Genomic DNA, 25,125 nt, shown 5'->3' with positions numbered 1-25,125 from the left:
GGCAGGCCGCCGCGGCGAATGCTGGAACCTGCCGCTCGCCGGTCAACTCAGCGCCCGGCACGCTGCGCCACGGCGGCGATCGCATCGGCGAACACGTCGGTCAAGGCCAGGGGTAGGTCATGCCCCATTCCCTCGATCACTTTGATCTCCGCACCGGGGATGTGCGCGGCCACATCGTGGCCGCAGGCGACCGGAATCAGGGGGTCCTCGGCCCCGTGCAGCACGAGGGTTGGCGCACGGATCGTTTGCAGCATCTCGCGGCGATGATCGCTGGCGAGAAAAGCCGCCAGTTGGCGGGTAACGCCGCGCGGGTGGAAGGCGCGCTCATGCTCTTCGGTGATCAGGTCGCGCAGACGCTGCGGACAGCTCGGGAAATCGGGGCTGGCGACCGCCAACTGGCGCCTGATGGCGTCCTCGACCAGACTCTCCTTGTCACGCGCCGCCGGCAGAGGCGCAAACAGCGCCTGGGAAGCCGCGCGCGTCGGTGGCGGCAGGTCGGGATGGCCACTGGTAGTCATGATGCAGGTCAGCGACAAAACCCGCTGCGGATAAAGTGCGGCAACGATCTGCGCGATCGCTCCGCCCATCGACGCGCCGACGATGTGTGCCTGCTCGATGGCCAGCGCGTCGAGCAGGCCGACGCTGTCAGCCGCCATGTCTTCGAGGGTGTAAGGAGCCAGCAGTGGCTGGCCCGTACGCAGCGATTTGCCGACATCAGGTACGCCTGCCTCGTCGAGTTTGCTCGACAGACCGCAATCGCGGTTGTCGAAGCGGATCACGCGGTAACCGCGGTCCACGAGGGCCTCGCAGAGTTCGACGTTCCAGCGACTCAGTTGCGCGCCGAGTCCCATGATCAGCAGGATGGCCGGCGCTGACGGCCCGTCGCCGAAAATTTCGTACTCGATTTGCAGTTGGTTGGCGGTAATCTGCGGCATCGGCGAACACCGGATCTAAGGTGGGGGAAGGCGGGCGAAGGCGGCTGTCGGCAGCGACCCGCGTAGCCCTGTAATTTACCACTGAATGGATCCTGGAGGCCTGGAAAAGCGCGCGTGCGCAACCCTCGGGAGCTGATCGTTCGCCCTGCTGGAGTGATGTAAAGGATGAGATATAGCCTTGAGATAACTTATATAACAAGGGTTATAAAGTTGTCCTTGGCGCGCTGCAGGAGTTTGGCCCGGGCTTGCGACCGACAGCCGAGTTCAACGAGCCAAACGTCACAATCTGCATTAGCATTAACCTTTACTGGCATACTTTAACAAGGCTTCATACTGGATACTCACGATCGATTCGGTCACCGAACCGATCTGGTGCGCTTTCATCCCGCCTATCATGCGCTGATGGAAACGGCGATCAGCGGGGTCAGGCCTACGAACTGCTCGGTCACAAGTTCTTCGTACTCGCCGATGCCGCGGCTGTTCCGTGAGTCACCGGTCAACGCGATCTGGGAAGGCAGCGGGAACATCAAGTGCCTGGACGTGCTGCGCTCGGTGCATGAGGCCCCTGAGATCCTCGAAGTTCACTTCGCCGAAATGGCGCAGGCGTGCAGCGGCAATGCAGCCCTCGATCGTCATGTCACCGCCCTCAGGTGCGACTGGTCGGCGGTGAAGGATCGGTGGTTTTCTGCGCGCAGTCCGGCCGATCGCCTGGCGCTCGGTCTGCTGGCGAGTCTGCTCGTACGCCATGCTAGTCCAGGCCACTGGCAGTACGGTAGCTTGCCTCTGGCAACGATTGGCTGGGGATCATCGAACGGGCGATGCCCGCGGCCGACGCCTGAGGGATTTTTGGCTGGCCCTCCGGTTAGCGTGGCGCAAGAGCCGATCCCAGGCGACCCGCCACATCTCGCCGTTAAGTACGCATAATTTGTATTATGTAAAGTCCAGGGGATGACGCACCCGGTCTGCACTCAGGAATCCCAAGGAACTGCCCCACTGAGCCAGCCAGTGGAACTCTCCGCGGCCGGCTATTGATCGTCGGACGGATTTGCTACGCCGTGAAGGGGTAATGCGCGACGGCTCAATCGGTGATCTGGTGGGCATTTCGCTCGTCGGACACCTCTCTTTTCGTGCGCTTGGCCAGCAGCGTATAGACCGTCGGTACGACGAACAGTGTGAACAAGGTGCCGAGCAGCAGGCCGCCGACGATGACCCAGCCGATCTGCTGGCGGCTCTCGGCGCCGGCACCACGGGCCAACGCCAGGGGAATCGCCCCGAGCACCATCGCGCCGGTGGTCATCAGGATAGGCCGCAGACGCAACTCGGAAGCGTCGATCACGGCCTGTTTGATCGCACGTCCCTGTTCCTGCAACTGGTTGGCAAACTCGACGATGAGGATGCCGTGCTTGGTGATCAGGCCGACCAGTGTCACCAGGCCGATCTGGCTGTAGACGTTGAGCGTGCCGCCGCTAAGCAGTAGCGCCAGCAGCGCGCCGGTCATCGACAGCGGCACGGTCAGCATGATGATGAAGGGATCGCGGAAACTCTCGAACTGGGCGGCCAGCACCAGATAGATGAAGGCCAGCGCGAGCACGAAAGTCAGCGCCAGCGACGATGACGAAAGCCTGAACTCGCGCGACTGGCCGGCGTAGTCGATGGCATAGCCCGGCGGCAGAACGCGTCCGGCGGCCTCCTCGAGGAACTTGAGAGCTTCGCCCATGGCGTAGCCGGGAGCCAGGTTGGCGGTAATGGTGACCGCGCGCCGTTGCGCGAAGTGGTTGAGCTCACGTGGGCTGACCGACTCGTCAACGGTGAGCAGATTGGCCAGCGGGATCATGCTGCCGTCCCGGGCGCGAACGAAGATGTCGCGGATATCGGAAGGCGTTGCCCGATCGGCGTTCGCTACCTGCACGATCACGTCGTACTGCTCGCCCTCACGCTTGAAGCGAGTCACCTGACGACCACCGAGCATGGTCTCGAGCGTCCGGCCGACGGTTTCGATCTGGACGCCGGTGTCGGAAGACTTGTCGCGGTTGACGATGATCGACAATTCCGGCTTGTTCAGCTTGAGGTCGGTATCGACGTTGGTGAAGCCCGAATTCTTCGCGACTTCTTCGAGGATCTTGCTGGTCATCCGGTCCAGCTCAGCGTACGACGCCGAGGTGACGATGACGAAGTTGATCGGCCGCTCACGCGGGCTCTGCCCCAGTGAGGGAGGCAGGACCGGGAAGGCCAGAACGCCGGGAATCCCCATGAACTTCGGGAACAGTTCCTTGACCACGGCTCCACTGTTGCGCTGGCGTTCCTGCCAATCGCTGAGGCCGATGAAGGAGATACCCTGGCTGACGGTCGGGTTGCCGGCGACGACGAAGTAGCGTTCGACATCCTTGGTATTGGCGTAGATGCTCTCGAGTTGCCTCGCATACTTGTCGGTGTAGTCGAGAGTCGCGCCCTCCGGACCAAGGAAGACGCCGAGAATGACGCCGCGATCCTCGATCGGCGCCAGTTCGGATTTCAGCGCGCCGAGGAGGACGACGTTTGCCGCCGCCACCACGGCAAAGGCCAGCATGACCAGCCAGCGGCGCGCGAGCGCCGCGGTCAAAACGCGGCGATAGCCGCTTGTCAGCCGGTTCAGGGCGTTTTCCACCCACACGTAGGCCTTGCCGTGGCGGGTCTCGTGTTTGAGGAGTAGTGAGCACATCATCGGTGACAGGGTCAGCGCGACGAAGCCCGAGACCAGCACGGCGCCAGCCAGGGTCAGCGCGAACTCGACGAAAAGCTTGCCGGTCCGCCCGGTCATGAAAGCGACCGGCGCATACACGGCCGCCAGCGTGATGGTCATCGCGACGACGGCGAAGCCGATCTCCTGCGCGCCCTGGAAGGCCGCTTGCCGCCGTGGCATGCCCTCCTCGATGTGCCGGAAAATGTTTTCGAGGACGACGATCGCGTCATCAACGACGAGGCCGATGGCCAGCACGAGGGCCAGCAGCGTCAGCGTGTTGATCGTGAAGCCGAGCACCAGCATCAGGGTGAACGCACCGATCAGCGATACCGGGATCGTCACCAACGGGATCAGCGTCGCCCGGAAGTTGCGGAGAAAGAGGAAGATGATCAGCAGGACCAGCGCCATCGCTTCACCGATGGTCTTGAACACGGCGTCGATCGAGCGATCGATGAATACCGACGAGTCATAGGCGATGCTGGCCCGCATTCCCTGCGGCAGTTCGCTGATCACCTTCGGTAGTTCGCCACGCAGCGCCCGCGAGAGTTCGAGCGGATTCGCCGTCGCCTGCTTGATGACGCCGAGGGCGACTGCCGGCCGCCCGTTGAAGCGTACGCTGCTGCGCTCGGAAGCGGCGCCGATCTCGACCCGGCCGAGGTCGGCGATGCGCACCGGGTAGCTGCCCTTGGCGTCGGTCGCCTGCTTGACGATGATCTCGGCAAACTGCGCCGGCTCGGTGAGATCGGTGCGGGCGACGACGGAGAACTCGCGACTCTGACTTTCGATTCGGCCAGCCGGCACTTCGACGTTCTGCCGGCGCAGCGCGTCCTCGACATCCTGTGCCGTCAGGTTGAAGGCGGCGAGCCGGTCGCGATCGAGCCAGATGCGCATTGCAAACTTCCGCTCGCCGAAGACGCGCACGTCGGCGGCACCAGGCAGCGTCTGCAGGCGTGGCTTGACGATCCGGTTGGCCACGTCGGTGACTTCGAGCGCCGAGTGCTGGTCGGAGGAAAAGGCGATCCAGATGATCGGGTTGGCGTCGGCCTCGACCTTGGCGATGACCGGTTCGTCGATGTCGGTCGGTAGCTTGTTGCGCACGCGCGAGACGCGGTCGCGCACATCCGATGCCGCCGAGTCGGGGTTGCGTTCCAGCTTGAAGCGCACCGAAATCTGGCTGTTCTCCTGGCGCGAGATCGAGGTGATCACGTCCACCCCCTCGATGCCGGCGAGCGAGTCCTCGAGCGGCTTGCTGATCTGCGACTCGACGATCTCCGCGGAGGCGCCGCGATAGGTCGTGTCAACGGTCACCACCGGCTCATCGATCTTGGGATACTCGCGCACCGGTAGTCGGGTGTAGGAAACCAGACCGACCAGCATGATCGACAACGAGAGTACCGTCGCGAAGACCGGACGACGGATGCACAGATCGGAGATCTTCATTTCCCCGGTCCCGCCGGGGTCGCTGCCTTGCCGTCGGTCGCCACCGCCTTGTCGGCACCGGGCGGCGCGCCCTCAGGGGGGGGAAGTGGTGGCGCCCCTGGCGCACCGCCCTGCCCCGCTGCGCGCACCGCCGCACCGTCGCGCAGCTTCAGTTGACCGGCGATGACCACCTCGTCACCAGCGCTCAGGCCCTCGATGACTTCCACCTGACCGTCGCGGCGCAGGCCGGTCTTGATCGGTGCGCGCTTCGCCTTGCCGTCGACGAGGCGATAGACGTAGGGCGCCTTGCTGTCCGGCACCACCGCCTGCTCCGGAATCAGCAGCACGTTGTTGCGCTGCTCGAAGATCAGGCGAACCCGCACGAACAGGCCGGGGCGCAGCCGACCCTCGGCATTCGGCAAGTGCGCCCGCAAGGAAATGGCTCGGCCGCCCGCCTCGACCAGCGGATTGATCGCATCGAGCACGGCCGGAAAAAGCTGGCCCGGTATAGCGTCGCTGGCCACCTCGAGCCGCTGCCCGGGGCGAAGCTGGGTCAGATAGGACTCGGGCAGGCGAAAATCGATCTTCAGCGTGCTGATGTCCTCGAGATTGACGAGTTCCTGTCCTTCCTTGACATAGTCGCCGACACTGACATTGCGTATGCCGACGATTCCCGAGAAGGGGGCGCGGATATGCATCTTTTCGAACCTGGCCTGCGCCACGGCAACGGCAGCTTCCTGCACTTTCAGTCCAGCCTGCGTGTTGTCGAGCGCCTGGCGGCTGATGAACTTCCTCGCGAAGAGGTCCTGATTGCGCTGATGATTGGCTTGCGCCAAGCCCAGGCTGGCCTTGGCCTGATCGAGTTCGGCCGACTGCGTCGCGGCATCGAGAGCGATCAGCAGGGCGCCCTTGCCGACGGCGACGCCGTCGCGAAAATTGATCGAGGCGATGCGGCCTGGCGTCTCCGGCCGCAGGATGACCGACTCGTTGGAGCGCAGCGAACCGACTGCCGTCGCCTCGACCGCGAGTTCGGCGGCGAGGACCCGGGCGGTTTCGACGGGGGTCGGAAAACCACCGGGCGGGCCGCCGGCCGCCGCCGGCTTGCCAGCACCACCGGGCGCCGCCGGCAGGAGCGCGCCGCCCGGCTCGCGAAAGCTCGTGTACGCGAAGTAGCCAAGCCCGATCAGGCCGGCAGCGACGACGGCCAACAACACAAGGCGATTTTTCCTGCTCGGCATGATGATCCGAATCCCCCGCCGCAGCGGGCAAGTAAAGGCGATTTGCAACGGGTGAGCCCAGGGACCGGGCAGGCAGCGGAGTGTACCGAAGCCAGAGCGAATCGGAAACCCTGATTCATCTGGCTGCTCGCCGGCGTGAGCGAAAAGGCTGCCAGGGTGAGGTGCGCGATCAGCGTGTCGGTTGCCCGCCGACACGCACCGGGAACCAGCAAGCCATTGGTAAGAAATGGTTTATCTTCCAATGAGGGAGTGCTAGAGTGGCAATTCAAGCCGATCTGGAGCGGTTCGTCGTCGAGGAGTCGACGGGTTACACCGCATGGCACGCGCCTGAAAGGGAACTGGACGATGAGGATTCCCGCGGAAGCAATTCCGCCTGTGACCAACCTGAACAAGGATCTCGACGTCGGCAGGAAAGCCGAACCGGTCGGCGCTTCCGGCAGATTGGGCAACGAGCTATCGGCCTCCGCGCAGGGTGAACCGGCTCTTCCCGGTGATCAACCCGCGCGCCGGCCGCCACGACCCCCGGCCGGACCACTGGCTCCGCCGCAGAGTACGCCGGTGACCGGCGAGCGCCGACAGGCCGAGCGCCGGTCCGAAAAACGGCCGGTCCTGCTCGACACGCGCTCTCGCAAAGGTCGCCGGCAAACGCCCGGGGAAGGCGGCATCAACATCAAGGTGTGACGCGCGCCCCGCCGGGTTACGCGCGTGCCGGCCGGTTGCCCCGCTCGAGCCACAAGGCAGAGGACGCGCCAGCGGCGTCGTAGCTTACACGACAGTGGTCGGTGCTTCGTCCTCGCGACGGACCTTGATGCTGCCGATCACCAGGGCCGGTTCGCCGGCGTCGCGCAGGACTTGCATCGCCTGCTGCACGCACTCGCGGGAAACGACGACGACCATGCCGATGCCGCAGTTGAAGACGCGGTGCATTTCGCTCTCGGCAACGCCGCCTTCGCGCTGCAGCCACTCGAACAGCTTGGGACGCGGCCATGCCGCCTGGACGATCTCCGCCCTGACGTGCGCCGGCAGGATGCGGGGTACGTTGCCGGTCAGGCCGCCGCCCGTGATGTGCGCCATGCCCTTGACCGGTAGCGCCCGCAGCAACGCCAGCAGCGGCTGCACGTAGATGCGCGTCGGCGCCATGATCGCATCGCCGAGGGTCCGCTCGCCGTCGAAGGCCAGACCCAGATCCGGCTGCGCGCGGGCGATGATCTTGCGCACCAGCGAGTAACCGTTTGAATGCGCACCCGACGACGGCAGGCCGAGGACAACGTCACCCGGGACGATCGTCGACCCGTCGATGATTGCCGCCTTCTCGACGACGCCGACGGCAAAGCCGGCCAGATCGTACTCGCCGTCGGGATACATCCCGGGCATTTCGGCCGTTTCGCCGCCGATCAGCGCGCAGCCGGCCAATTCGCAGCCTCTGGCGATGCCCTTGACGACATCGGTGGCGACGTCGACGTCCAGCCTGCCGCAGGCAAAATAGTCAAGAAAGAACAGCGGCTCGGCACCCTGGACGAGGATGTCGTTGACGCTCATTGCCACGAGATCGATACCGATCGTGTCGTGCTGTCGCAACTGGAACGCCAACTTCAGCTTCGTGCCGACGCCGTCGGTACCGGAGACGAGGACGGGCTGACGGTACCTGCCGGGCACTTCGAACAGGGCGCCAAAACCGCCGATACCGGCGAGGACACCTTCGCGCATCGTTTTCCTGGCGAGCGGCTTGATGCGTTCAACGAGTTGATCGCCGGCGTCGATGTCCACACCGGCATCGCGATAGGAGAGAGATTCCTGAGTCATCTGGTAGGGCGTCCCAAGCAAGGCTGGCGAATGCTGCGCAGTGGTAGAATGGTCCACCCCGATCGCCTGCGATCCCGAATCTTATCCGAAAAGCCTCCTGCGCGCGCTGATCGCAGCGTCAGCGCCGGAGGTCGAAGCCTCTCTTGATGCGCCAGTTGATCCTCGACCTGCTGCCGGAAGTGCCACCCAGCCTCGACAACTATGTCACCGGCAGCAACGCGGAAGCGCTGACCGGACTGGCGTCCTGGCTGGCGCCAGTCAATCGCGAACCCGTATTCTTCCTCTGGGGCGAGGCCGGTGCCGGCAAGTCGCATCTGTTGCAGGCCAGCCAGGCCAGCTACAGCGATGCTCGGCAGGACCCCGGCTTGGCGGCTGTCGACCTGCAAGACACGTTGCACGCGATCGACAACATCGAAGCGCTCGACGCGAGCGGACAGGTCGCCGCTTTCAACCTGATCAACCGCCTGCGCGCCGATGGTGGCCGGCTACTGGTGGCGGCCAGCGTCCCGCCCTTGCGCCTCGCCCTGCGCGAAGACCTGCGCACCCGACTGGGTAGCGGTCTGGTCTACCGGCTACAGCCACTGAGCGATCCGGAGAAGCTGGCCGCGCTGGCCGAACAGGCGCGCGCGCGTGGGCTGGTCCTGCCGGCCGAGGCCTTCAACTACCTTTTCGCGCGCGCGCCGCGCGACATGCGCAGCCTGACGGCCCTGCTCATCGCTATCGACCGTTACTCGCTCGAGCACAAGCGGCCGATCACGCTGCCGCTGCTGCGCGAGGTTCTGCAGTCATCCCTGGATTTCTGACCTGCCGGAAAGAAGCAAACGATGGATCTTGTCCTTTTCGACCTCGACAACACACTGATCAGCGGCGACAGCGACTTCGAATGGGCGCAGTTCCTGATCAACAAGGGGGTTCTCGATCGCGAACTGTATGAAGCGAGGAACCTCGAATTCTACGAGCAGTACAAGGCCGGCACCCTCGATATCGATGTCTTCCTCGATTTTCAGTTGCAGCCTCTGGCGCGCTACCCACGCCACCTGCTCGACGCCTGGCATCAGGAGTTCATGGCCAGGCACATTCTGCCGATCGTCAGCCACAAGGCACGCGCACTCGTGCGCGAGCACCTCGACAGCGGCGCTCTGTGCGCCGTGGTCACCGCCACCAACAGCTTCGTCACCTCCTCGACCGTGCGTGAGTTCGGCATCGCGCATCTGATCGCCACCATCCCGGCGCAGGAGAACGGCCAATTCACCGGTCGGCCGCGCGGCATACCTTCCTTCCGCGAAGGCAAGATCCTCCGTGTCGAGGCCTGGCTCGAGGCGATGGGACTCTGGTGGAGCAGCTTCGAGCGTTCCTGGTTCTACAGCGACTCACAAAACGACCTGCCGCTCCTTTCCCGGGTCAGCAACCCGGTCGCCGTCGACCCGGACCCGACCCTGCGCACGCACGCCGAAGCGGCCGGTTGGCCGGTCATCAGCCTCCTCGCTTGAGCGCATGGCGAAGGGAGCGCTGCCGGCCGGCGCAATATCCGCTATCATGCCGCGCCTATAGCGCACGACGAGCCACGAGCCACCAGCGATGATCCGCAAGTTCATATCCCGCGTCCTCGGACGAAAAGGTACCGGCAGCCCCAGTCAGCCGGCGGTGATCGGCGCTGCCCAGCACGGTCTGCAGCGGGAGCAGATCAGTCGTGGCTGTCGGCGCACGATCGAGACCTTGCAGGAGGGCGGCTATCAGGCCTACGTCGTCGGCGGTGCCGTGCGCGACCTGCTGGCTGGTCTGGTACCGAAGGACTTCGACGTCGCCACCAATGCCACGCCGGAACAGGTCAGGCAGTGTTTTCGGCGCTCGCGCATCATCGGTCGTCGCTTCCAGATCGTACACGTCAACATGGGCGTGGAAACCATCGAAGTGACCACTTTCCGCGGTCACCACGGCGAACAGGGCGGCAACAAGGCGCAGACCGACGACCAGGGCCGTGTCCTGCGCGACAACGTCTTCGGCAGCCAGGCCGAGGATGCGGCGCGGCGCGACTTCACGGTGAACGCGCTGTACTACGATCCGACTGCCGAGACCATCATCGATTACCACCATGGTGTCGCCGACCTGAAGCAGAAGACCCTGCGCATGATCGGCGACCCCAAGACGCGTTATCGTGAAGACCCGGTGCGCATGTTGCGCGCCGTCCGTCTGGCCGCCAAGCTGGGCCTGATGATCGATCCCGAAGCCAGCCGACCGATCCGCGAGATGACCGACCTGATCGAGAACGTGCCGCCTTCGCGACTGTTCGACGAGATGCTCAAGCTGCTCACCTCCGGGCACGCGGTACGCTGCGTCACGCGCCTGCGCGAAGAGGGTTTGCACCACGGCCTGCTGCCGCTGCTCGATGTCATTCTCGACCAGCCGCTCGGCGAACGCTTCGTCATGCTGGCTCTCGAGTCCACCGATGCGCGCGTCGGCGCCGGCAAGCCGATTTCCCCCGGCTTCCTCTTTGCCACCCTGCTGTGGAACGAGGTGCTCGTCAAGTGGGAACTGCTGAAGCGTCGCGGCGAGCCGGTCATCCCTGCCCTCTTCCAGGCAATGGACGAAGTCCTTGACGTGCAGGCCGAGAAGCTCGCGATCACCCGTCGGATTGTCGGTGACATCAAGGATATCTGGGCACTGCAGCCGCGCTTCGAGCAACGTTCCGGCAAACGGCCCTACGGCGTTCTCCAGCAGCCACGTTTCAAGGCCGGCTACGACTTCCTGCTGCTGCGCGCCGAGTCCGGTGAAGTCGATCAGGCGGTCGGTGCGTGGTGGACGGATTTCCTGCACGCCAGTGACGAGGGGCGTGCCGCCATGCTGCTGCCGCCGCCTGGCGAAGCCAGAAAGCGCCGGCGGCGTCGGCGCCCGCCAGCGGACAGCGCGCCGAACCTCCCTGAATGAATCGCGGCAAGGACGTTACCGCAGGTCCGGGAAACGGGCGCGGGCAACGCGCCGCTCGCTGCCCGGCAGCCAGACAGCCTACCGGTCCGGCGGCTGCAGATGCCAGGTACGCGCCGATGGTCCAACGTGGCTAGTTCGTCACACCTGGCTTTCGTCGCTCTCGGGGCCAACCTCGACGACCCGTTGGCGCAAGTGCGCGCGGCGGGCGATGCGCTCGCCGGCGTACCCGAATCCCGTCTGCTGTACCTGTCCTCGCTTTACCGCACGGCGCCGGTGGGAATCCGCGGCCAGCCCGATTTCATCAATGCCGTCGCCGCCCTGACGACCGAACTGGCACCGCTGCGACTTCTCGATGCGCTGTTCTCGGTCGAACGCCGCTTTGGTCGTCGCCGCGAGTTCCACCAGGCACCGCGCACCCTCGACCTCGACCTGCTGCTCTACGATCAACTCATCGTCGATAGCCCACGGCTGAGCCTGCCGCACCCGCGCATGCACTTGCGCGCCTTCGTCATCGCGCCCTTGCTCGAGATCGCGCCGCACTGCCACATCCCGGGTCGCGGCAGCGCCGCGGCCTGGCTACCGGCGGTGAGCATGCAACGCATCGAAAGAGTGCCGACTCAATAGTAAGGACGGTAGCGGGGAGGCCCATAGCCGTAGCCATGGCGATAACCACGGCCGTAGCCGTAGCCTCGGCCGTAGCCGTAGTACTGCCCTCCCGGGACGACCACCACCGGCGGTGGATTGATGTAGGCACGCGGAGGGGCGACAACGAGCGCCGGTTCAGCGGGAACAACGACGCAGCCAGCCACACCGGCAGCGGCAAGCAGAGCAAGGACAAGAGTTTTCATGGGGTTCTCCGACAGGTCACACCCTCTTAACGCAGCACGGACAGATTGGTCGGTAACCGCTTGTTACCGGATGTTTCACGCCGGGACCACAGGTCCATGCGGGCGATGCCGTCTGACGCACCGCCTGACGCGCCGCCTTGCTCGGTACCGCTCGGGCAGTCGCCTCGTCGCCTTCGTCCGGGGTGCGGCGAGTCGCATTTTTTTGCTGGAGGCGCGCAAACTTGAACATCTTGGCGCTGCTCTGTGTATCCTTGGCGCCGTCCGACTTCGCTGACGGTTCGCTCCCCGCGACACCGGTCGGCTCGGTCAAACAAAGGGAGAATTGGATGATTTTCGGGAGTGGGGAGAAGATCCGCAGCCTGCAACAACGCGTCGACGAGCTTGCCGCCGAGAACGCCGGTCTGCGTGACCAGCTTTCGACGATGCACTCCCGACTCGCCCAAGGCGATCAGGTGACGGCTGCGGCGCTAGGCCACGATCGTGATCGGCAACGGCTGTTTGCTTCGTTCCGCTCGTATCGACAATCGCTGGCCGAGTCGCAGCAGACCCTCGCCGCTCTCGCCCACCGACTGCGTGACGAGCAGCAGGAAACGGTGGCCGCGGCCGGCCTGGCCTCCAGCAGTCGCGAGTTGGTACAGGCAATCAGCAGCGAGTTGAACCGGCTCGCCGAAGACTCGCGCGACGCTCTGGGCAAGATCCTTGGCCTGCAGGGCAGCACCCAGAAGATCGGCGGCATCGTGCATCTGATCAAGGAAATCGCCGACCAGACCAACCTGCTGGCGCTCAACGCCGCGATAGAAGCTGCTCGCGCAGGCGAGGCCGGCCGCGGCTTTGCCGTGGTCGCCGATGAGGTTCGCAAACTTGCCGACCGCACCACGCACGCGACCAGTGACATTTCGCAACTGGTGACCACCATCCAGGGTGAAACTGCCTCCGCCCAGAGCAGTATCGGCAACCTTGCCGAGCAGTCGGACTCGTTCAGCGAGCAGGGCCGGCAGGCTTCATCGACGATCGGCGGGATCACCGCGCTCGCCCAGAAAATGGAGCAGACCATCGGTCTGGCTGCGCTGCGCAGTCTTGTCGAGTTGGCCAAGATCGATCATCTGCTATTCAAGTTCGACATCTATCAGGTTTTCCTCAACACGTCCGACAAGCGTGCCGACGACCTCGCCACGCACACCGGCTGCCGTCTGGGCAAATGGTATTATGAGGGCGAGGGCAAGACCTGCTTCTCGCAGCTTGATGGCTATCGAGGGCTGGAGAAGCCTCACATCGACGTTCATCGGCAGGGCCGTGCCGCTGTCGAGGCATTGCATGCCGGCGATCTTTCTGCCGGCGTCGATGCGATCGAGCAGATGGAAGCTGCCAGCATGCTGGTTCTGCAGAACCTCGAACGGATGGCTTGTGACGGCGACGCCAGACCCGACTCGCTTGTCCGCGCACGCTGACGCGCCACTATCTCAAACCCGGAGAGCAAACCCATGTCCACCCACGTTGCGACGCGCCGGCTGACGCAGCTCGATCTCGCCCGGATGCGCGTCAATGGCGAGAAGATCGCGGTCCTCACCTGCTACGACGCCAGCTTCGCGGTGGTCTGCGATGCGGTCGGTGTCGACGCCTTGTTGATCGGCGACTCGCTCGGCATGGTCCTGCAAGGCCATGACTCGACGCTGCCGGTGACCCTGTCCGACATCGCCTACCACACGGCCAGCGTCGCGCGCGGCAGCCGGCGCCCGCTGGTGATCGCCGACATGCCTTTCGGCAGCTTCCAGGAGAGCCCGCAGCGTGCGCTGCGCAACGCCGTCACGCTGATGGCTGCTGGCGCGCAGATGGTCAAGATCGAAGGCGGTGTCGAATTGGCGGAAACGACACGCTTTCTGACCGCCCGAGGCATCCCGGTATGCGCGCACGTCGGGCTGACCCCGCAATCGGTTCACCAGCTTGGTGGCTACCGCGTCCAGGGGCGGGACGATTCCGGCGCCGCCCGTTTGATCGCCGATGCGCTGGCTCAACAGGAGGCGGGTGCCGGGCTGATCGTCCTCGAGGCCATCCCGCAGGCGCTGGCTGCTGAAGTGACCGGCCGGCTGACCATCCCTACCATCGGCATCGGCGCCAGTCGGGAGTGCTCCGGACAGGTGCTGGTCCTGCACGACATGCTGGACGTTTCCGCCGGCAAGAAGGCACGCTTCGTCAGGAACTTCATGGCCGGGCAGACGTCCATCGCCGGCGCCATCGCCGCCTACGTCAATGCCGTCAAGGACGGCAGCTTCCCCGGTCCGGAAAACTGTTACTGACTGAATAGCCATGCAGATCCATTCGTCGATTGCCGAACTGCGCGCAGCGCTGAAACATCGTGGTCGTGTCGCCGTGGTGCCGACGATGGGCAACCTGCACGCGGGCCACATCGCCCTGATGACGGATGCGCGCACGCACGGCGACACAGTCGTCGCCACGATTTTCGTGAACCGCCTTCAATTCGGGCCGAACGACGACTTCGACCGCTATCCACGCACCTTCGTGGCCGACTGCGACAAACTCACCGCGGCCGGCGTCGACCTGCTGTTTGCACCCGCGGAGACCGATCTCTATCCAGAGCCGCAGCAATATCACGTCGACCCGCCCGAAATCCAGAATCAACTCGATGGCGAGTTCCGTCCCGGTCATTTCCGTGGCGTCGCCACGGTGGTCCTCAAGCTGTTCAATATCGTGCAGCCGCAGGTAGCGCTGTTCGGCAAGAAGGACTACCAGCAGTTGATGGTTCTGCGCAACATGACGCGGCAACTCGCCTTGCCGATCGACATCGTCGGCGGCGAGACGGTGCGTGCCGACGACGGCCTGGCGCTCTCCTCGCGCAACGTCTACCTGTCGGCAGCCGAGCGCGCCGAGGCGCCGCGCCTCTATCGCCTGCTCGGCCGCATCAGCGAAGCAGTACGTTACGGCGAACGCGATTTCCTGCGCCTCGAACGGGACGCCACCGCCGAACTCGACCGCAACGGCTGGAAAACGGACTACGTGGCGGTGCGCCGGCAGTCCGATCTGCAGTGCCCGCAACACGGCGAAGACGGCCCGCTGGTCGTCCTCGCTGCCAGTCGGCTGGGCGCCGCACGGCTGATCGACAACGTCGAAATCGCCGGCCCCGGAGGTCGTTGACAGGCGGCCATTAGTCGCTACAATGCGCTTCCCCCCCCACTCCGAACTGGTGATTCCATGCAGAGAACAATGCTGAAGTCGAAGCTGCACCGCGTAAGCGCCACGCATGCCGAGCTTCACTATGAAGGGTCATGCGCGATCGACGAGGACCTTCTCGAGGCGGCAAACATCCGTGAATACGAACAGATCGACATCTGGAACGTCAATAACGGTGAGCGCTTCACGACCTACGCCCTGCGCGCCGAGCGAGGATCCGGAGTCATTTCGGTGAATGGTTCGGCCGCACGACGCGCCGCGCCGGGTGACATCCTGATCATCGCCAGCTTTGCCGCGTACAACGAAGTCGAACTGGCGAAATATGCGCCGCAGCTCATCTACGTCGACACCCAGAACCGCATTGTCCGCACCGCCGGCAAGATCCCGGCGCAGGCCGCTGCCTGAAGGCGGGTTCTGCCGCAACCATGGAAAAGCCGCGATGCGAGTCGCGGCTTTTTTGCTTTCACACCCCTGGCGGCCGGCTGCTCGCGCAGCGTCGGTTTGCCCGCTAGGCGCTTTCCGGCGCTTCCTTGGGCTTGCGTGGGCGGCGACTGCGACTCGCCGGTTTCTTGGCAGGTTTGCTGGCCTCCGCTTCCGCCTCGGCCTCGGCTCCAGCGTTGGTGACAGGCCTGTCCTCGATTTCGGTTGCCGTCTCTGGCGGCGGCGCCAGTTCGCTGGTGCTCGCCGGTCCTGAATCGGTGACCACCAGCGACCTGTCCTCCACGAACGCGAAGCCCGCTGTCGGCATCGGTGCCTCTGCTGGTCCACGCTCCTCGACGGACTCAGGCCGGTCGGGCAAGGGTGCCGACTCGCCGTCGCCGAACGGCGTGGCTTCGCGGGCCGGCTCGCCGGATTCGGCTGCTCCGGCTTCTTCCTTGACTTCTCTGGCCTCGCCGCGGGAACGTCGGCCCACCTTCTCCCCTGCCTTGCGCCGGCCCTGCCCTTTCCGGCGCGTATCGGCCGGTTCAGCCGCCGTCACCTCGCCGGGAATCCCTTCGCTGTGCAGCTCGGCGCCGGTGCCCGGTGTCGGCTCGGCCGCCATCTCGACGGGCAACTCCGCCCGCGCCGCGATGCCGTTGCTGCGGAACACATAAGTGCCCGACTTCTCGTCCCGACCGATCTCCAGCAGGCCGCGTGCCTGCGCTTCCTCGAGCAGGTTGCCGAACGCGCGGAAGCCGTAATACGACTCGCTGAAATCGGGCTTGCGCCGCTTGATCGCTTCCTTGAGCATCGACGCCCAGATCTTGCTGCTGTCGCCGCGCTCGGCGACGAGCGCATCAAAAGTGGCCACAGCCAGTTCGATCGCCTTGCTCCGCCGCGCTTCCAACTCGGCCTTGCGCTGCGCATCCTCTTCCGGCGAGCGCCTGACCACGGCTTGAGCCTCTCGGGAATCACGCCGCGCCGCCCGCTGGCTCTCGCGCACCAGATCGTCGTAGAAGATGAATTCGTCGCAGTTGCCGATCAACAGATCGGAAGTGGACTGTTTGACGCCGACGCCGATCACGTACTTGGCGTTCTCGCGCAGCTTCGAGACCAGCGGTGAAAAGTCCGAGTCGCCGCTGATGATCACGAAGGTATCGACATGCGACTTGGTGTAGCACAGGTCCAGCGCATCGACGACGAGCCGGATGTCGGCCGAGTTCTTGCCCGATTGACGCAGGTGCGGAATTTCGATCAGCTCGAAACTCGCTTCGTGCATGGTCGACTTGAAGCCCTTGTAGCGCTCCCAGTCACAGTAGGCCTTCTTGACAACGATACTGCCTTTGAGCAGCAGACGTTCGAGGACCGGCTTGATGTCGAACTTGTCGTACTTCGCGTCGCGTACGCCAAGTGCCACGTTCTCGAAGTCACAATACAAAGCCATGATGGCGGTTTCCGGCGCTACGGCCATGATTCGTGCTCTCCCATAGTCTGCGAGAACCGGAGGATACACCGAGGAGCGCCCGTCCGGGGGCAGAGCCTGCGGGACCGCCTCCAGAATACCGAAAAGCCAACCAAGCTCCGCAATCGATACGCACGATAGACAAGGGCGGGTCTCCCCGCCCTTGGCGCCTGCGGCAGACGATCTATCAGCTCCGGGTGTTGCCCTTCCTCCGCAGCGACCTCATGCCGAGCAGAGCGCCGGCCAATAGCGCCAGCGTACCGGGTTCGGGCGTGTCGCCACCATCGGGAATCACGGTGCCACCCAGGATGGGCAGATAGAAGGCAGTCGCCAGCGGATCGGTCCAATAATCAGCGCCAGCCCAGCTTCCATCAGTCCTCTGATTACTGACCAACCATTCGTTATAGTCCTGCCACCAGTTGCAATCCGTGCCCCTATCGCCGCCACAGTCGCCGGGCCGAAGATTCGTAATGGTTGCTGTGTCAGTGAGCCCGATGTTCGTTTCAAGACCCTTGTAGATCGACCACATGGCATAGGGGTGCCCGAAGTTGCCGTACCAGCCGCTGCCGGCGTCTCGCCAGTTGCTGTTTACAAAACTCAGTGCCTTCTGGACAGCGCCATCGCTGACGGGTTTTCCGATCAGGCCCAGGCCGACCAGAAGGCCGCCGGTGTCGGCGTGATCGCAAAGGCCACTACCAGGTCCCTGGTAGCACCCTGCACCCGATGTCGGATCTTGAGCAAAAGCAAGCCATTTGGCGAGATCGGTGTTGAGAATGGCGGGCTGACTTGCCCCCAGGGTCTTGTCATAGGCCAGGGAAATGATCCCCCATTGCGTCGTCGACATATCTGAGTCGTAGCCGTCGTTGAGGCCATAACGCCAGCCGCCTATCAAGGCACCCTGGTTGGCGGTACTCTGGCTTGCCGCCCATGTGTTGTTGATGCTCTGTGCAATATCGCCCCAGGTCTTGCCCACCAAAGGCCCGCTGGTGGCGCTCGATACACCCGCCGGATTTCCCGCCGCGTAGAGGGCAATCGCCGGCGCGATCAGTCCGGTGGTATAGCTGCTTTCGCCGTTGCCGTACCAGTAGGCCGCGGCGCAGCTACCACCGCCGGGGCAGATGTTTACGGCATCGTTTCTGGTGCTGACGGTCGCCCCAAGGGCGTTGTTGAGAAGAAACCTGATGGCCTTGTCCACATCGGCCTGATAGGCCGCCGCGTTGCTTCCCCAGTGGCTTTTCTGGGTGAGCATCGCATACGCGGCGGCACCGGTGGCGGCATCGTCATAGGTACCACCCCAATAGCTCCAGTTGCCGCCCGCTTGTTGTTGGGCGTGCAGGTACGCAAGACTCTTGTCGATGGCGGTAACGATCTCGGCGTCCGTTGCCGCCTGGGCGCTGCTTGTACCGAAAGCGGCACACACCAGGGTAACGGCCAATGCCAGCTTCGTGATGCTCTTCTTCGTGTTCATGATCAGTTCCCTTGCATTTCCTTGAAAAGTATCTGATTTTCCAACCAGTGGTAGCTTCGATTACTCGAGGCCCGACAGACCAAGTGAGAAGTGTTCCAGTCACCAGAATTCGTTCATGACTCCTCCCCAGAATGCGCAAATCGAACGGCGCCGAAAACGACCGAACCAATCGTGCTGTCCAGATCCACTCGTTGAGGGCGATGGTTTTCCCACCGAACGACAAGCATAAGCCATGCCCCTAGCAGAACTATTTTGCTATAGCCGTATTTAAAAAGTGGTTTACACCTCCTGAGCGAGTCGCCGAGGTCTGGATGGCGATTCGCGAGCAAACGTGTAAAATTCGTCGACATCCATGGGTGCGCGTTGACTGGTCCCTCTGGGCTGAATCCCACCTGTAGCAAGGATTCGTGCCCACGCGTGCCGTCACCTCATACTTGTCCCGGCCGTTTTGGCGGCGGCGAGGGGTAGGTGCCCGCCAAGCCCGTTATGGCAGCGCAGGCGGATGTAAAAATCGTCGACACGTCGGGGTTCGAAATCGGGGGTGCAGCCTTGGTCAGCGCGGCATGCCCCCGGAAGGGGGTGGGCCCGGCTCCTCCGAGCAGGACGCCGCGCCGGGCTGATCGCCGACTTCGAACCGAAATTAGTCGTACCATTGCCACTCGCTTCAACTCGCTCGCCATCGTGGCAACAGCGCTAGCGGACGTCGGCGGCCTGCCCAGCGCACCACGCCGGGATTTTCCACTCGCGAAAACCGATACCTGTAGAACGGATGCCCATGCGTCGTTACTTGCTGTTTGCTGCCACGCTCGCCATCGCTGCCCTGGGCGGTTGTGCCGGCACCCCCACGCCGCCGCCGGTGGCCAAACCCGTCAAGCTGGCACTGGCGCTCGGCGGCGGCGCGGCGCGCGGCTTTGCGCACGTCGGCGTGATCAAGGCGCTGGAAAGTCAGGGAATCTTTCCCGACATCATCACCGGCACCAGCGCCGGGGCGGTGGTCGGCGCCCTTTACGCGGCCGGCAACAACGGTTTCGAGCTGCAGAAGCTGGCGCACCGGCTCGATGAATCGAAGATCAGCGACTGGTCGCTGCCCGATCGCGGTGTCCTCAAGGGCGAGTCGCTGCAGCAGTTCGTCAACGATGCCGTCGGCCAGCGGCCGCTCGAGTCCCTGAAGAAACCGTTTGGCGCGGTCGCCACCGATCTGCACAGCGGCGAGAGTATCGTCTTCCGTACCGGCAACACCGGCATCGCGGTGCGCGCTTCAGCGACGGTACCGGGCGTCTTCCAGCCGGTCAAGGTGAGCGGACGCGAATACGTCGACGGCGGCCTGAGCAGCCTGATTCCGGTTCGCGCGGCGCGCCAGATGGGTGGCGATGTGATCATCGCCGTCGACATCTCGGCGCGGCCCGGCAACCAGCCGGTACGCAGCACGCTCGACATCCTGATGCAGACGTTCACGATCATGGGCCAGAGCCTGGCTCGCTACGAACTCAAGGAAGCCGACGTGGTGATTCGCCCGCAGGTCGGCAGCGTCGGCTCGACCGATTTCCAGGCCCGTCACGACGCCATCCTCGAGGGCGAGAAGGCCGCCCAGGCCGCCTTGCCGCAGATTCGCGAAGCACTGCGCAAGGCGGGCCGGACCTGAAACCGTTCGACTGACTCCCCTGGGCGCCCGCCAGGTGCCCGCTGCAAGAGACCACGACAAGAACGATGCGACTGCTCAAGGAGTTCTCCGCTTCGGCCGTGATTGCTGGCTTCGTCGCCGTGCTCGTCGGCTTCACCAGCTCGGCGGTGATCGTCTTCCAGGCCGCCCAAACGCTGCACGCGAGCGCTGCCGAGATCGCCTCGTGGATGTGTGCCCTGGGGGTGGGCATGGGCCTGACCAGTATCGTGTTGTCAATGCGCTTCCGCGTGCCGGTCCTGACGGCCTGGTCCACGCCCGGTGCGGCAATGCTGATCACCAGCGCGGCCGGCGTGTCGATGGGCGAGGCCGTCGGCGCCTTCCTCGTCTCGGCGGCGTTGATCACGCTGTCGGGGTTCAGCGGCTGGTTCGAACGAATGATCGGCCGGATTCCGATCTCCATCGCCTCGGGCATGCTCGCCGGCGTTCTCCTGCGCTTCGGACTCGACGCCTTTGCGGCCATGCGAAGCCAGTTCGCCCTGGTCTTTCCCATGTTCTGCGCCTATCTGATCTGCCGCCGGCTGCTGCCGCGCTACGCCATCGTCGTCACCCTGCTGCTCGGCATCGTCCTGGCGGCGACGCAGGGGCTGCTGCGCGTCGACGACGTCCGTCTCGAGCTGGCGACGCCGGTATTCACGGTGCCGGAGTTCTCGTGGCAGGCGCTGGTCGGTGTCGCCCTGCCCTTGTATGTGGTCACCATGGCCTCGCAGAACGTTCCCGGCGTCGCCGTGATCCGCGCTTCCGGCTACCAGGTGCCGATCTCGCCGCTGATCGGCTGGACCGGTGCGGCCAACCTCCTCCTGGCTCCCTTCGGCGGCTTTGCCCTCAACCTGGCGGCGATCACTGCGGCGATCTGCATGGGCCGCGAAGCGCATGAAGACCCCGCCAGGCGCTACGTCGCCGCCATGGCCGCCGGTGCGTTCTACCTGCTGATCGGGCTGTTCGGGGCGACCGTCGGCTCGCTCTTCCTGGCTTTCCCCAAGGAACTTATCCTGGCGATTGCCGGCCTGGCCCTCCTCGGCACGATCGGCAGCGGTCTGGCGGCGGCGCTGGGCAACGAGAGCGAACGCGAACCAGCGCTACTGACTTTCCTTGTCACCGCGTCGGGAATTGCGCTCGCCGGCATCGGCTCCGCCTTCTGGGGCCTGCTAGTCGGCGTGTCGGCGCTTGCCATCCTGCGGACCAGACCGCCGGCGCGACCGTAGCCCGGATGCAACGCAGTGAAATCCGGGAATCCGCGAAACCCCTATCCCAACAGCCTGCTAACCCCCCCCGCCTCGCACCTCCGCCGCCTCAGCCCTCGAGCGCCTCCCAGCGTTCGAGCAAGCCGAGTAGCTGCTCATCGATTTCGCCGAGGCGTGCCGACAGGCGTTGCGCCTCCTGCCCTTGCGACTGGTACAGCGCCGGATCGGCCAGACGCTCGCCAATCGCCTTCTGCTCCGTCTCGAGGGCCGCGATGCGCTCTGGCAGCTCGGCGAGTTCGCGCGCTTCCTTCCACGACAGCTTGCCGGCAACGGCCGCCTTCGGCCGCGCCGGTTTCGCGACGTCGGCCGGGCGCAGATCGCCGCGTTTACCCGCGCCCGCCGGCGGTATCTCGTTCCCGCGCCGAGCGGCCTGGTAGTCGGCCCAGTCCTGATAGCCTCCGGCATATTCACGCCACGACCCGTCGCCCTCGGAGGCAATCGTCTGGGTGACCACATTGTCGATGAATGCGCGATCGTGGCTGACCAGAAACAGGGTACCGGGGTACTCCTGCAACAACTCCTCGAGCAATTCGAGCGTTTCGATATCGAGGTCGTTGGTCGGCTCGTCGAGCACCAGAACGTTCGCCGGCCGCGCGAACAGGCGGGCCAGCAGCAGGCGGTTGCGTTCGCCGCCGGACAGCGAGCTGACCAGCGAACGCGCACGCTGGGGCGCAAAGAGGAAATCGCCCAGGTAGCTGATCACGTGTTTGCGCTGGTTGCCGATCTCGACAAAATCCGACCCCGGCGAAATGACGTCGATCAGCGTCGACTCCTCATCGAGCTTGCTGCGAAACTGGTCGAAATAAGCCACCTCCACCTTCGTCCCGAGGTGCACCGTCCCCTTGTCGGGCTGCAACTCGCCGAGGATCAAGCGCAGCAGCGTCGTCTTGCCGGCACCATTGGGACCGATGACGCCGATCTTGTCGCCACGCTGCAGGCGACACGAAAAGTCGCGCACCACCGTCTTGTCGCCGAAGCTCTTGCTGACGTTTTCGAGCGCCGCCACGAGCTTGCCGCTGCGCACACCGGCGTCGAGCGCCATCTCGACCCTTCCCTGGCGCTCCCGCCGCGCCGCACGTTCGCGGCGCAACTGTTCGAGGCGCAGCACGCGGCCCTCGTTGCGCGTCCGACGCGCCTTGATTCCCTGTCGGATCCACACCTCTTCCTGCGCGAGAAACTTGTCGAACCTGGCGTTGTTGATCGCCTCGTCGTGCAGCATCGCCTCCTTGCGCGCCTGGTACTCGCTGAAGCTGCCCGGACACGAAAGCAGTCGGCCGCGGTCGAGTTCGACGATGCGCGTCGCCACGCGTTCGAGGAACCGGCGGTCGTGGGTGATGAACACCAACGTCACGCCGGAAGCCACAAGCATCTCCTCGAGCCATTCGATAGCGGCGATGTCCAGGTGGTTGGTCGGCTCGTCGAGCAGCAACAGATCCGGCGACACCGCCAGTGCCTGCGCCAGGGCCAGGCGCTTCTTCTGGCCGCCGGACAGCGTCCCGACCAGCGCGTCGGCGTCGAGCGAGAAACGCTGGATGACACGCTCGGCCTGCGCCTCGAACGACCAGGCATTGCGCGACTCGAGTTCACCCTGCAGGGACTGCATCCGTTCGAGCAGGCTGGCCTGGTCGGCCTGCGCGTCAGCAAGCGCGTGCGAAACCGCGTGGTAATCGGCGAGCAACGCCGACAGCTCGCCCATGCCGGCGACGACCGCCTGGAAAACCGTCAACTCGGCGGCGAAGGGCGGTTCCTGGGGGACATAGCCCACGCGCAATCCCGGCTGTTGCCAGACCTTGCCGTCGTCGAGGCCACCCGTGCCCGCCAGGGCGCTCAGCAGCGAGGACTTGCCCGTACCGTTGCGACCGATCAGAGCGACCCGCTCACCCGGGTCGAGCTGGAAATCGGCATGATCGAGGAGCGGCACGTGGCCGAAGGCAAGCGAGGCATCGGAGAGAGTCAGGTAGGGCATGAGTGCTTACGTTGTCCTGTGGGTGGGTGATACTGAAGCGAAATCACCGCCGACGCCATGAGCAAGTGCTCGCGGCAGCCGGCTGGCGGCGACTGCGCGCGATTCTACTCTGCGGAGACCGTTCGGGAAGCCCTGAACTACAGCGGGATCGCGCCACATCGGGTGGCTGCCCCTGTTTCAGCGCGCGCACACCCCATCCCCCACCTCAGGGTCCGGCCACGCCGACAGTGCCGCCATCGCCCCGCCCGACCGGCCCGCCGGTGGTCGCCCGGGCGCGTCGCCGCCCGCAGTCAAGTGCCCGAATTTGTGTCCGAGTTTCCCGCTGGCGACAGTCAACGGCTACAATACGGCCCCTGCTCCTCGTAGCACAATGGATAGTGCACACGCCTCCTAAGCGTGGGATACAGGTTCGATTCCTGTCGAGGGGACGTTCCGTGAGTCTGCCGGACTTCGTAGAAGTCCCGCCAAACGTGCGGCGGTGACACCCCGGGCAATCGGTGGGCGCGGTGCGGCAAGCCGGGCGTTCGAGTGTAGCTACGCCGCCAGACTGTCACGGGAGTTCGCTACATTCCTGGGGACAGGATTCGCGGAGATGCGTGCCCCCGCGATGACCTGGCGATTGGGCGGGGGAAGGTGTAGGGCTTCAGCGCGTGCTTGTTCCGAAGATGCTGTCCAGACTACCGGCATCAAGCACCTGATCCAGCCACGCATCGATTTGCTCGAGGGAAGCCCTGGAAATCTGCGCCAGAACATCCGGAGGGACGGCACCAAAACGCTTCTTCAGCAGCTTTTGCAGCGCCAGCGCTTCACCCTCGGCTTTCCCCTCGGCTTTCCCCTCCGCTTTCCCCTCGGCCTTGCCCTCGGCTTTCCCCTCCGCCTTGTAGGCCTGTGCCCATTCTTCGAGTCGTTCAGCCAACATGACATTCAGCTCCTGTAGATCGTCAATCCGAGGTAACACGATACGGTATTCGGCCTTGCGCATCAATGTCGCCCGGATCCAGAGAGCGAACATCCGGCGCAGGTCGGGCCGCTCGGCCAGCCACTCGTCGAGCAGGCTCAGCAAGTCGCCGATGGCAGCCGGCGACGCCGGGTGTTCGATCCGGAAGACGGCTGCCACCAGGTTCTTGAGCGAGGCCAATTCGCTGTCGCTCCAGGCGTTCTCGTCGATCAAGAGATACTTCAGCCGCGGCTTGAACTGCTCGACCAAGCCCGGAACTGGCGGGATCAACTCAAAGACGTCGGTGACCGCTGACCAGCGCTGGCTACCGTTGTAGAGGACGATGGGGAGGACCGGCGGCAAGCGGCCGTCGGCCAGGACCTCACCGCGCTTGATCAGGTCCTGATAGAGCAGCCCCCCATAGACCATCATGCGCAGTGCCATGTACTTGTCGACGCTGCTCTGGAATTCGATCAGCAGGTACAGATACACCCACTCCCCGCCCACCTTGACCCGCCAGACGATGTCGTCAGCGCGGTTGGTGAAGTCTTCGGTGACGTAGCTGCCCGGCACCCTCTCCAGGGTGCTGTAATCGAGCCCGTGTAGCCAGTCGTCCGGCACGAAGCCGAGAATCAGGTCGCGCACCAGTTCCGGCGTGGAGAAAAGGAGTTTGTAGCCCGTGTCGTGAGTGTTTGCCATAGGCGAATCGTAGCAGGACAAGCATGGAGATGGTCACGACATCAGGTCGGCTCCGTGGGCCCACCTCCGATCGATGATCGGCGGTTTCATGGGACGGATAATCTCGAGCAACGGCTGTCGCCGCCAGATCCTGCCCTCGCAAACCCGCAAGCCGCTCCGCTCAAGGACGCTGCTTGGG

General features: G+C 64.5%; 21 protein-coding genes, 1 tRNA gene and 1 pseudogene. 13 read left to right on the top strand and 10 right to left on the bottom strand.

The window, feature by feature from the left end:
• Positions 1-47: 47 nt before the first annotated feature.
• The 4 genes from CAP2UW1_RS12295 to CAP2UW1_RS12285 form a co-directional block, all read right to left on the bottom strand.
• Positions 48-935: an alpha/beta fold hydrolase gene (locus tag CAP2UW1_RS12295; protein ID WP_015766939.1), complete on the bottom strand. Its 888-nt coding sequence runs from the start codon at positions 933-935 to the stop codon at positions 48-50.
• Positions 936-1,327: 392 nt separating this feature from the next.
• Positions 1,328-1,462: a hypothetical protein gene (locus CAP2UW1_RS26120; RefSeq protein ID WP_291910803.1), complete on the bottom strand. Its 135-nt coding sequence runs from the start codon at positions 1,460-1,462 to the stop codon at positions 1,328-1,330.
• Positions 1,463-2,013: 551 nt separating this feature from the next.
• Entirely contained in the window at positions 2,014-5,094 is a 3,081-nt protein-coding gene (locus tag CAP2UW1_RS12290; RefSeq protein WP_015766937.1) for an efflux RND transporter permease subunit, read from the bottom strand.
• Positions 5,091-6,311, bottom strand: coding sequence for an efflux RND transporter periplasmic adaptor subunit (locus tag CAP2UW1_RS12285; RefSeq protein WP_015766936.1), 1,221 nt, complete (start codon positions 6,309-6,311; stop codon positions 5,091-5,093). The genes CAP2UW1_RS12290 and CAP2UW1_RS12285 overlap by 4 nt, the downstream gene beginning before the upstream one ends.
• A 345-nt stretch (positions 6,312-6,656) precedes the next feature.
• On the opposite strand from CAP2UW1_RS12285, the gene CAP2UW1_RS12280 reads away from it, so the two are divergent.
• Positions 6,657-6,992, top strand: a complete 336-nt coding sequence (locus CAP2UW1_RS12280; protein WP_015766935.1) for a hypothetical protein — start codon at positions 6,657-6,659, stop codon at positions 6,990-6,992.
• A gap of 84 nt (positions 6,993-7,076) precedes the next feature.
• Here the strand turns inward: CAP2UW1_RS12280 and purM are convergent, their stop codons facing one another.
• On the bottom strand, positions 7,077-8,114 hold the full coding sequence (gene purM, locus CAP2UW1_RS12275; protein WP_015766934.1) for a phosphoribosylformylglycinamidine cyclo-ligase: 1,038 nt from the start codon (positions 8,112-8,114) through the stop codon (positions 7,077-7,079).
• A 146-nt stretch (positions 8,115-8,260) separates the two neighbouring features.
• Here purM and hda point away from each other — a divergent pair, with 146 nt between their 5' ends.
• The 4 genes from hda (at position 8,261) to folK (ending at position 11,663) form a co-directional block, all read left to right on the top strand.
• Positions 8,261-8,917, top strand: a complete 657-nt coding sequence (hda, locus tag CAP2UW1_RS12270) for a DnaA regulatory inactivator Hda (RefSeq protein ID WP_015766933.1) — start codon at positions 8,261-8,263, stop codon at positions 8,915-8,917.
• Positions 8,918-8,938: 21 nt separating this feature from the next.
• Positions 8,939-9,604 (top strand): histidinol-phosphatase, encoded by a 666-nt coding sequence (locus tag CAP2UW1_RS12265; RefSeq protein WP_015766932.1) that lies wholly within the window; start codon positions 8,939-8,941, stop codon positions 9,602-9,604.
• A gap of 88 nt (positions 9,605-9,692) precedes the next feature.
• Complete coding sequence (gene pcnB, locus CAP2UW1_RS12260; protein WP_015766931.1) at positions 9,693-11,039, top strand: polynucleotide adenylyltransferase PcnB; 1,347 nt, start codon at positions 9,693-9,695, stop codon at positions 11,037-11,039.
• A 99-nt stretch (positions 11,040-11,138) separates the two neighbouring features.
• A complete protein-coding gene (folK, locus tag CAP2UW1_RS12255; protein WP_015766930.1) occupies positions 11,139-11,663 on the top strand; it encodes a 2-amino-4-hydroxy-6-hydroxymethyldihydropteridine diphosphokinase in 525 nt (174 codons plus the stop codon).
• Here the strand turns inward: folK and CAP2UW1_RS12250 are convergent.
• Positions 11,657-11,887, bottom strand: a complete 231-nt coding sequence (locus tag CAP2UW1_RS12250; protein ID WP_015766929.1) for a hypothetical protein — start codon at positions 11,885-11,887, stop codon at positions 11,657-11,659. The genes folK and CAP2UW1_RS12250 overlap by 7 nt on opposite strands.
• A 326-nt stretch (positions 11,888-12,213) precedes the next feature.
• Between CAP2UW1_RS12250 and CAP2UW1_RS26115 the strand changes: the two are divergent.
• From CAP2UW1_RS26115 to panD, 5 genes and pseudogenes are all read left to right on the top strand, one after another.
• Positions 12,214-12,882 (top strand): annotated as a pseudogene (locus CAP2UW1_RS26115) (methyl-accepting chemotaxis protein); the annotation flags it as partial.
• Between the two features lie 45 nt (positions 12,883-12,927).
• Positions 12,928-13,335 carry a CZB domain-containing protein gene (locus tag CAP2UW1_RS26110; RefSeq protein WP_412566872.1) on the top strand — a complete coding sequence of 136 codons (408 nt, stop codon included), beginning with the start codon at positions 12,928-12,930 and terminating at the stop codon, positions 13,333-13,335.
• A gap of 33 nt (positions 13,336-13,368) precedes the next feature.
• Positions 13,369-14,181, top strand: coding sequence for a 3-methyl-2-oxobutanoate hydroxymethyltransferase (gene panB / locus CAP2UW1_RS12240; protein ID WP_015766927.1), 813 nt, complete (start codon positions 13,369-13,371; stop codon positions 14,179-14,181).
• Between the two features lie 10 nt (positions 14,182-14,191).
• Positions 14,192-15,037, top strand: a complete 846-nt coding sequence (panC, locus tag CAP2UW1_RS12235; protein WP_015766926.1) for a pantoate--beta-alanine ligase — start codon at positions 14,192-14,194, stop codon at positions 15,035-15,037.
• A 57-nt stretch (positions 15,038-15,094) separates the two neighbouring features.
• Entirely contained in the window at positions 15,095-15,478 is a 384-nt protein-coding gene (panD, locus tag CAP2UW1_RS12230) for an aspartate 1-decarboxylase (RefSeq protein ID WP_015766925.1), read from the top strand.
• Between the two features lie 103 nt (positions 15,479-15,581).
• On the opposite strand, the gene CAP2UW1_RS12225 is transcribed toward panD, so the two are convergent.
• On the bottom strand, positions 15,582-16,964 hold the full coding sequence (locus CAP2UW1_RS12225; protein ID WP_015766924.1) for an NYN domain-containing protein: 1,383 nt from the start codon (positions 16,962-16,964) through the stop codon (positions 15,582-15,584).
• A gap of 178 nt (positions 16,965-17,142) precedes the next feature.
• The gene (locus tag CAP2UW1_RS12220; protein WP_015766923.1) at positions 17,143-18,423 is read right to left on the bottom strand and encodes a PEP-CTERM sorting domain-containing protein; all 1,281 of its coding nucleotides are present in this window, start codon (positions 18,421-18,423) and stop codon (positions 17,143-17,145) included.
• Positions 18,424-19,198: 775 nt separating this feature from the next.
• Here CAP2UW1_RS12220 and CAP2UW1_RS12215 point away from each other — a divergent pair.
• Positions 19,199-20,065 carry a patatin-like phospholipase family protein gene (locus tag CAP2UW1_RS12215; RefSeq protein ID WP_015766922.1) on the top strand — a complete coding sequence of 289 codons (867 nt, stop codon included), beginning with the start codon at positions 19,199-19,201 and terminating at the stop codon, positions 20,063-20,065.
• Between the two features lie 65 nt (positions 20,066-20,130).
• Positions 20,131-21,306 carry a benzoate/H(+) symporter BenE family transporter gene (locus tag CAP2UW1_RS12210; protein ID WP_015766921.1) on the top strand — a complete coding sequence of 392 codons (1,176 nt, stop codon included), beginning with the start codon at positions 20,131-20,133 and terminating at the stop codon, positions 21,304-21,306.
• 88 nt (positions 21,307-21,394) lie between these two features.
• On the opposite strand, the gene CAP2UW1_RS12205 is transcribed toward CAP2UW1_RS12210, so the two are convergent.
• Complete coding sequence (locus tag CAP2UW1_RS12205; RefSeq protein WP_015766920.1) at positions 21,395-23,311, bottom strand: ATP-binding cassette domain-containing protein; 1,917 nt, start codon at positions 23,309-23,311, stop codon at positions 21,395-21,397.
• A gap of 356 nt (positions 23,312-23,667) precedes the next feature.
• Between CAP2UW1_RS12205 and CAP2UW1_RS12200 the strand changes: the two genes are divergently transcribed.
• Positions 23,668-23,739 (top strand) — tRNA-Arg (locus CAP2UW1_RS12200).
• A 215-nt stretch (positions 23,740-23,954) separates the two neighbouring features.
• Here CAP2UW1_RS12200 and CAP2UW1_RS12195 read toward each other — a convergent pair.
• Positions 23,955-24,947, bottom strand: coding sequence for an Rpn family recombination-promoting nuclease/putative transposase (locus CAP2UW1_RS12195; RefSeq protein ID WP_015766919.1), 993 nt, complete (start codon positions 24,945-24,947; stop codon positions 23,955-23,957).
• Positions 24,948-25,125: the final 178 nt, after the last annotated feature.

Source organism: Candidatus Accumulibacter phosphatis, from assembly GCF_000024165.1.
GTDB classification, from domain to species: Bacteria; Pseudomonadota; Gammaproteobacteria; order Burkholderiales; family Rhodocyclaceae; genus Accumulibacter; species Accumulibacter phosphatis.
Note: the sequence above shows the minus strand (reverse complement) of the source record. Positions and strands in the feature narration are given on the sequence as shown.

Coding starts and splice junctions, on each gene's coding strand:
- CAP2UW1_RS12295 (WP_015766939.1), bottom strand. CDS start 935: ATGCCGCAGATTACCGCCAACCAACTGCAAATCGAGTACGAAATTTTC.
- CAP2UW1_RS26120 (WP_291910803.1), bottom strand. CDS start 1,462: ATGTTCCCGCTGCCTTCCCAGATCGCGTTGACCGGTGACTCACGGAAC.
- CAP2UW1_RS12290 (WP_015766937.1), bottom strand. CDS start 5,094: ATGAAGATCTCCGATCTGTGCATCCGTCGTCCGGTCTTCGCGACGGTA.
- CAP2UW1_RS12285 (WP_015766936.1), bottom strand. CDS start 6,311: ATGCCGAGCAGGAAAAATCGCCTTGTGTTGTTGGCCGTCGTCGCTGCC.
- CAP2UW1_RS12280 (WP_015766935.1), top strand. CDS start 6,657: ATGAGGATTCCCGCGGAAGCAATTCCGCCTGTGACCAACCTGAACAAG.
- purM (WP_015766934.1), bottom strand. CDS start 8,114: ATGACTCAGGAATCTCTCTCCTATCGCGATGCCGGTGTGGACATCGAC.
- hda (WP_015766933.1), top strand. CDS start 8,261: ATGCGCCAGTTGATCCTCGACCTGCTGCCGGAAGTGCCACCCAGCCTC.
- CAP2UW1_RS12265 (WP_015766932.1), top strand. CDS start 8,939: ATGGATCTTGTCCTTTTCGACCTCGACAACACACTGATCAGCGGCGAC.
- pcnB (WP_015766931.1), top strand. CDS start 9,693: ATGATCCGCAAGTTCATATCCCGCGTCCTCGGACGAAAAGGTACCGGC.
- folK (WP_015766930.1), top strand. CDS start 11,139: ATGCCAGGTACGCGCCGATGGTCCAACGTGGCTAGTTCGTCACACCTG.
- CAP2UW1_RS12250 (WP_015766929.1), bottom strand. CDS start 11,887: ATGAAAACTCTTGTCCTTGCTCTGCTTGCCGCTGCCGGTGTGGCTGGC.
- CAP2UW1_RS26110 (WP_412566872.1), top strand. CDS start 12,928: ATGGAGCAGACCATCGGTCTGGCTGCGCTGCGCAGTCTTGTCGAGTTG.
- panB (WP_015766927.1), top strand. CDS start 13,369: ATGTCCACCCACGTTGCGACGCGCCGGCTGACGCAGCTCGATCTCGCC.
- panC (WP_015766926.1), top strand. CDS start 14,192: ATGCAGATCCATTCGTCGATTGCCGAACTGCGCGCAGCGCTGAAACAT.
- panD (WP_015766925.1), top strand. CDS start 15,095: ATGCAGAGAACAATGCTGAAGTCGAAGCTGCACCGCGTAAGCGCCACG.
- CAP2UW1_RS12225 (WP_015766924.1), bottom strand. CDS start 16,964: ATGGCCGTAGCGCCGGAAACCGCCATCATGGCTTTGTATTGTGACTTC.
- CAP2UW1_RS12220 (WP_015766923.1), bottom strand. CDS start 18,423: ATGAACACGAAGAAGAGCATCACGAAGCTGGCATTGGCCGTTACCCTG.
- CAP2UW1_RS12215 (WP_015766922.1), top strand. CDS start 19,199: ATGCGTCGTTACTTGCTGTTTGCTGCCACGCTCGCCATCGCTGCCCTG.
- CAP2UW1_RS12210 (WP_015766921.1), top strand. CDS start 20,131: ATGCGACTGCTCAAGGAGTTCTCCGCTTCGGCCGTGATTGCTGGCTTC.
- CAP2UW1_RS12205 (WP_015766920.1), bottom strand. CDS start 23,311: ATGCCCTACCTGACTCTCTCCGATGCCTCGCTTGCCTTCGGCCACGTG.
- CAP2UW1_RS12195 (WP_015766919.1), bottom strand. CDS start 24,947: ATGGCAAACACTCACGACACGGGCTACAAACTCCTTTTCTCCACGCCG.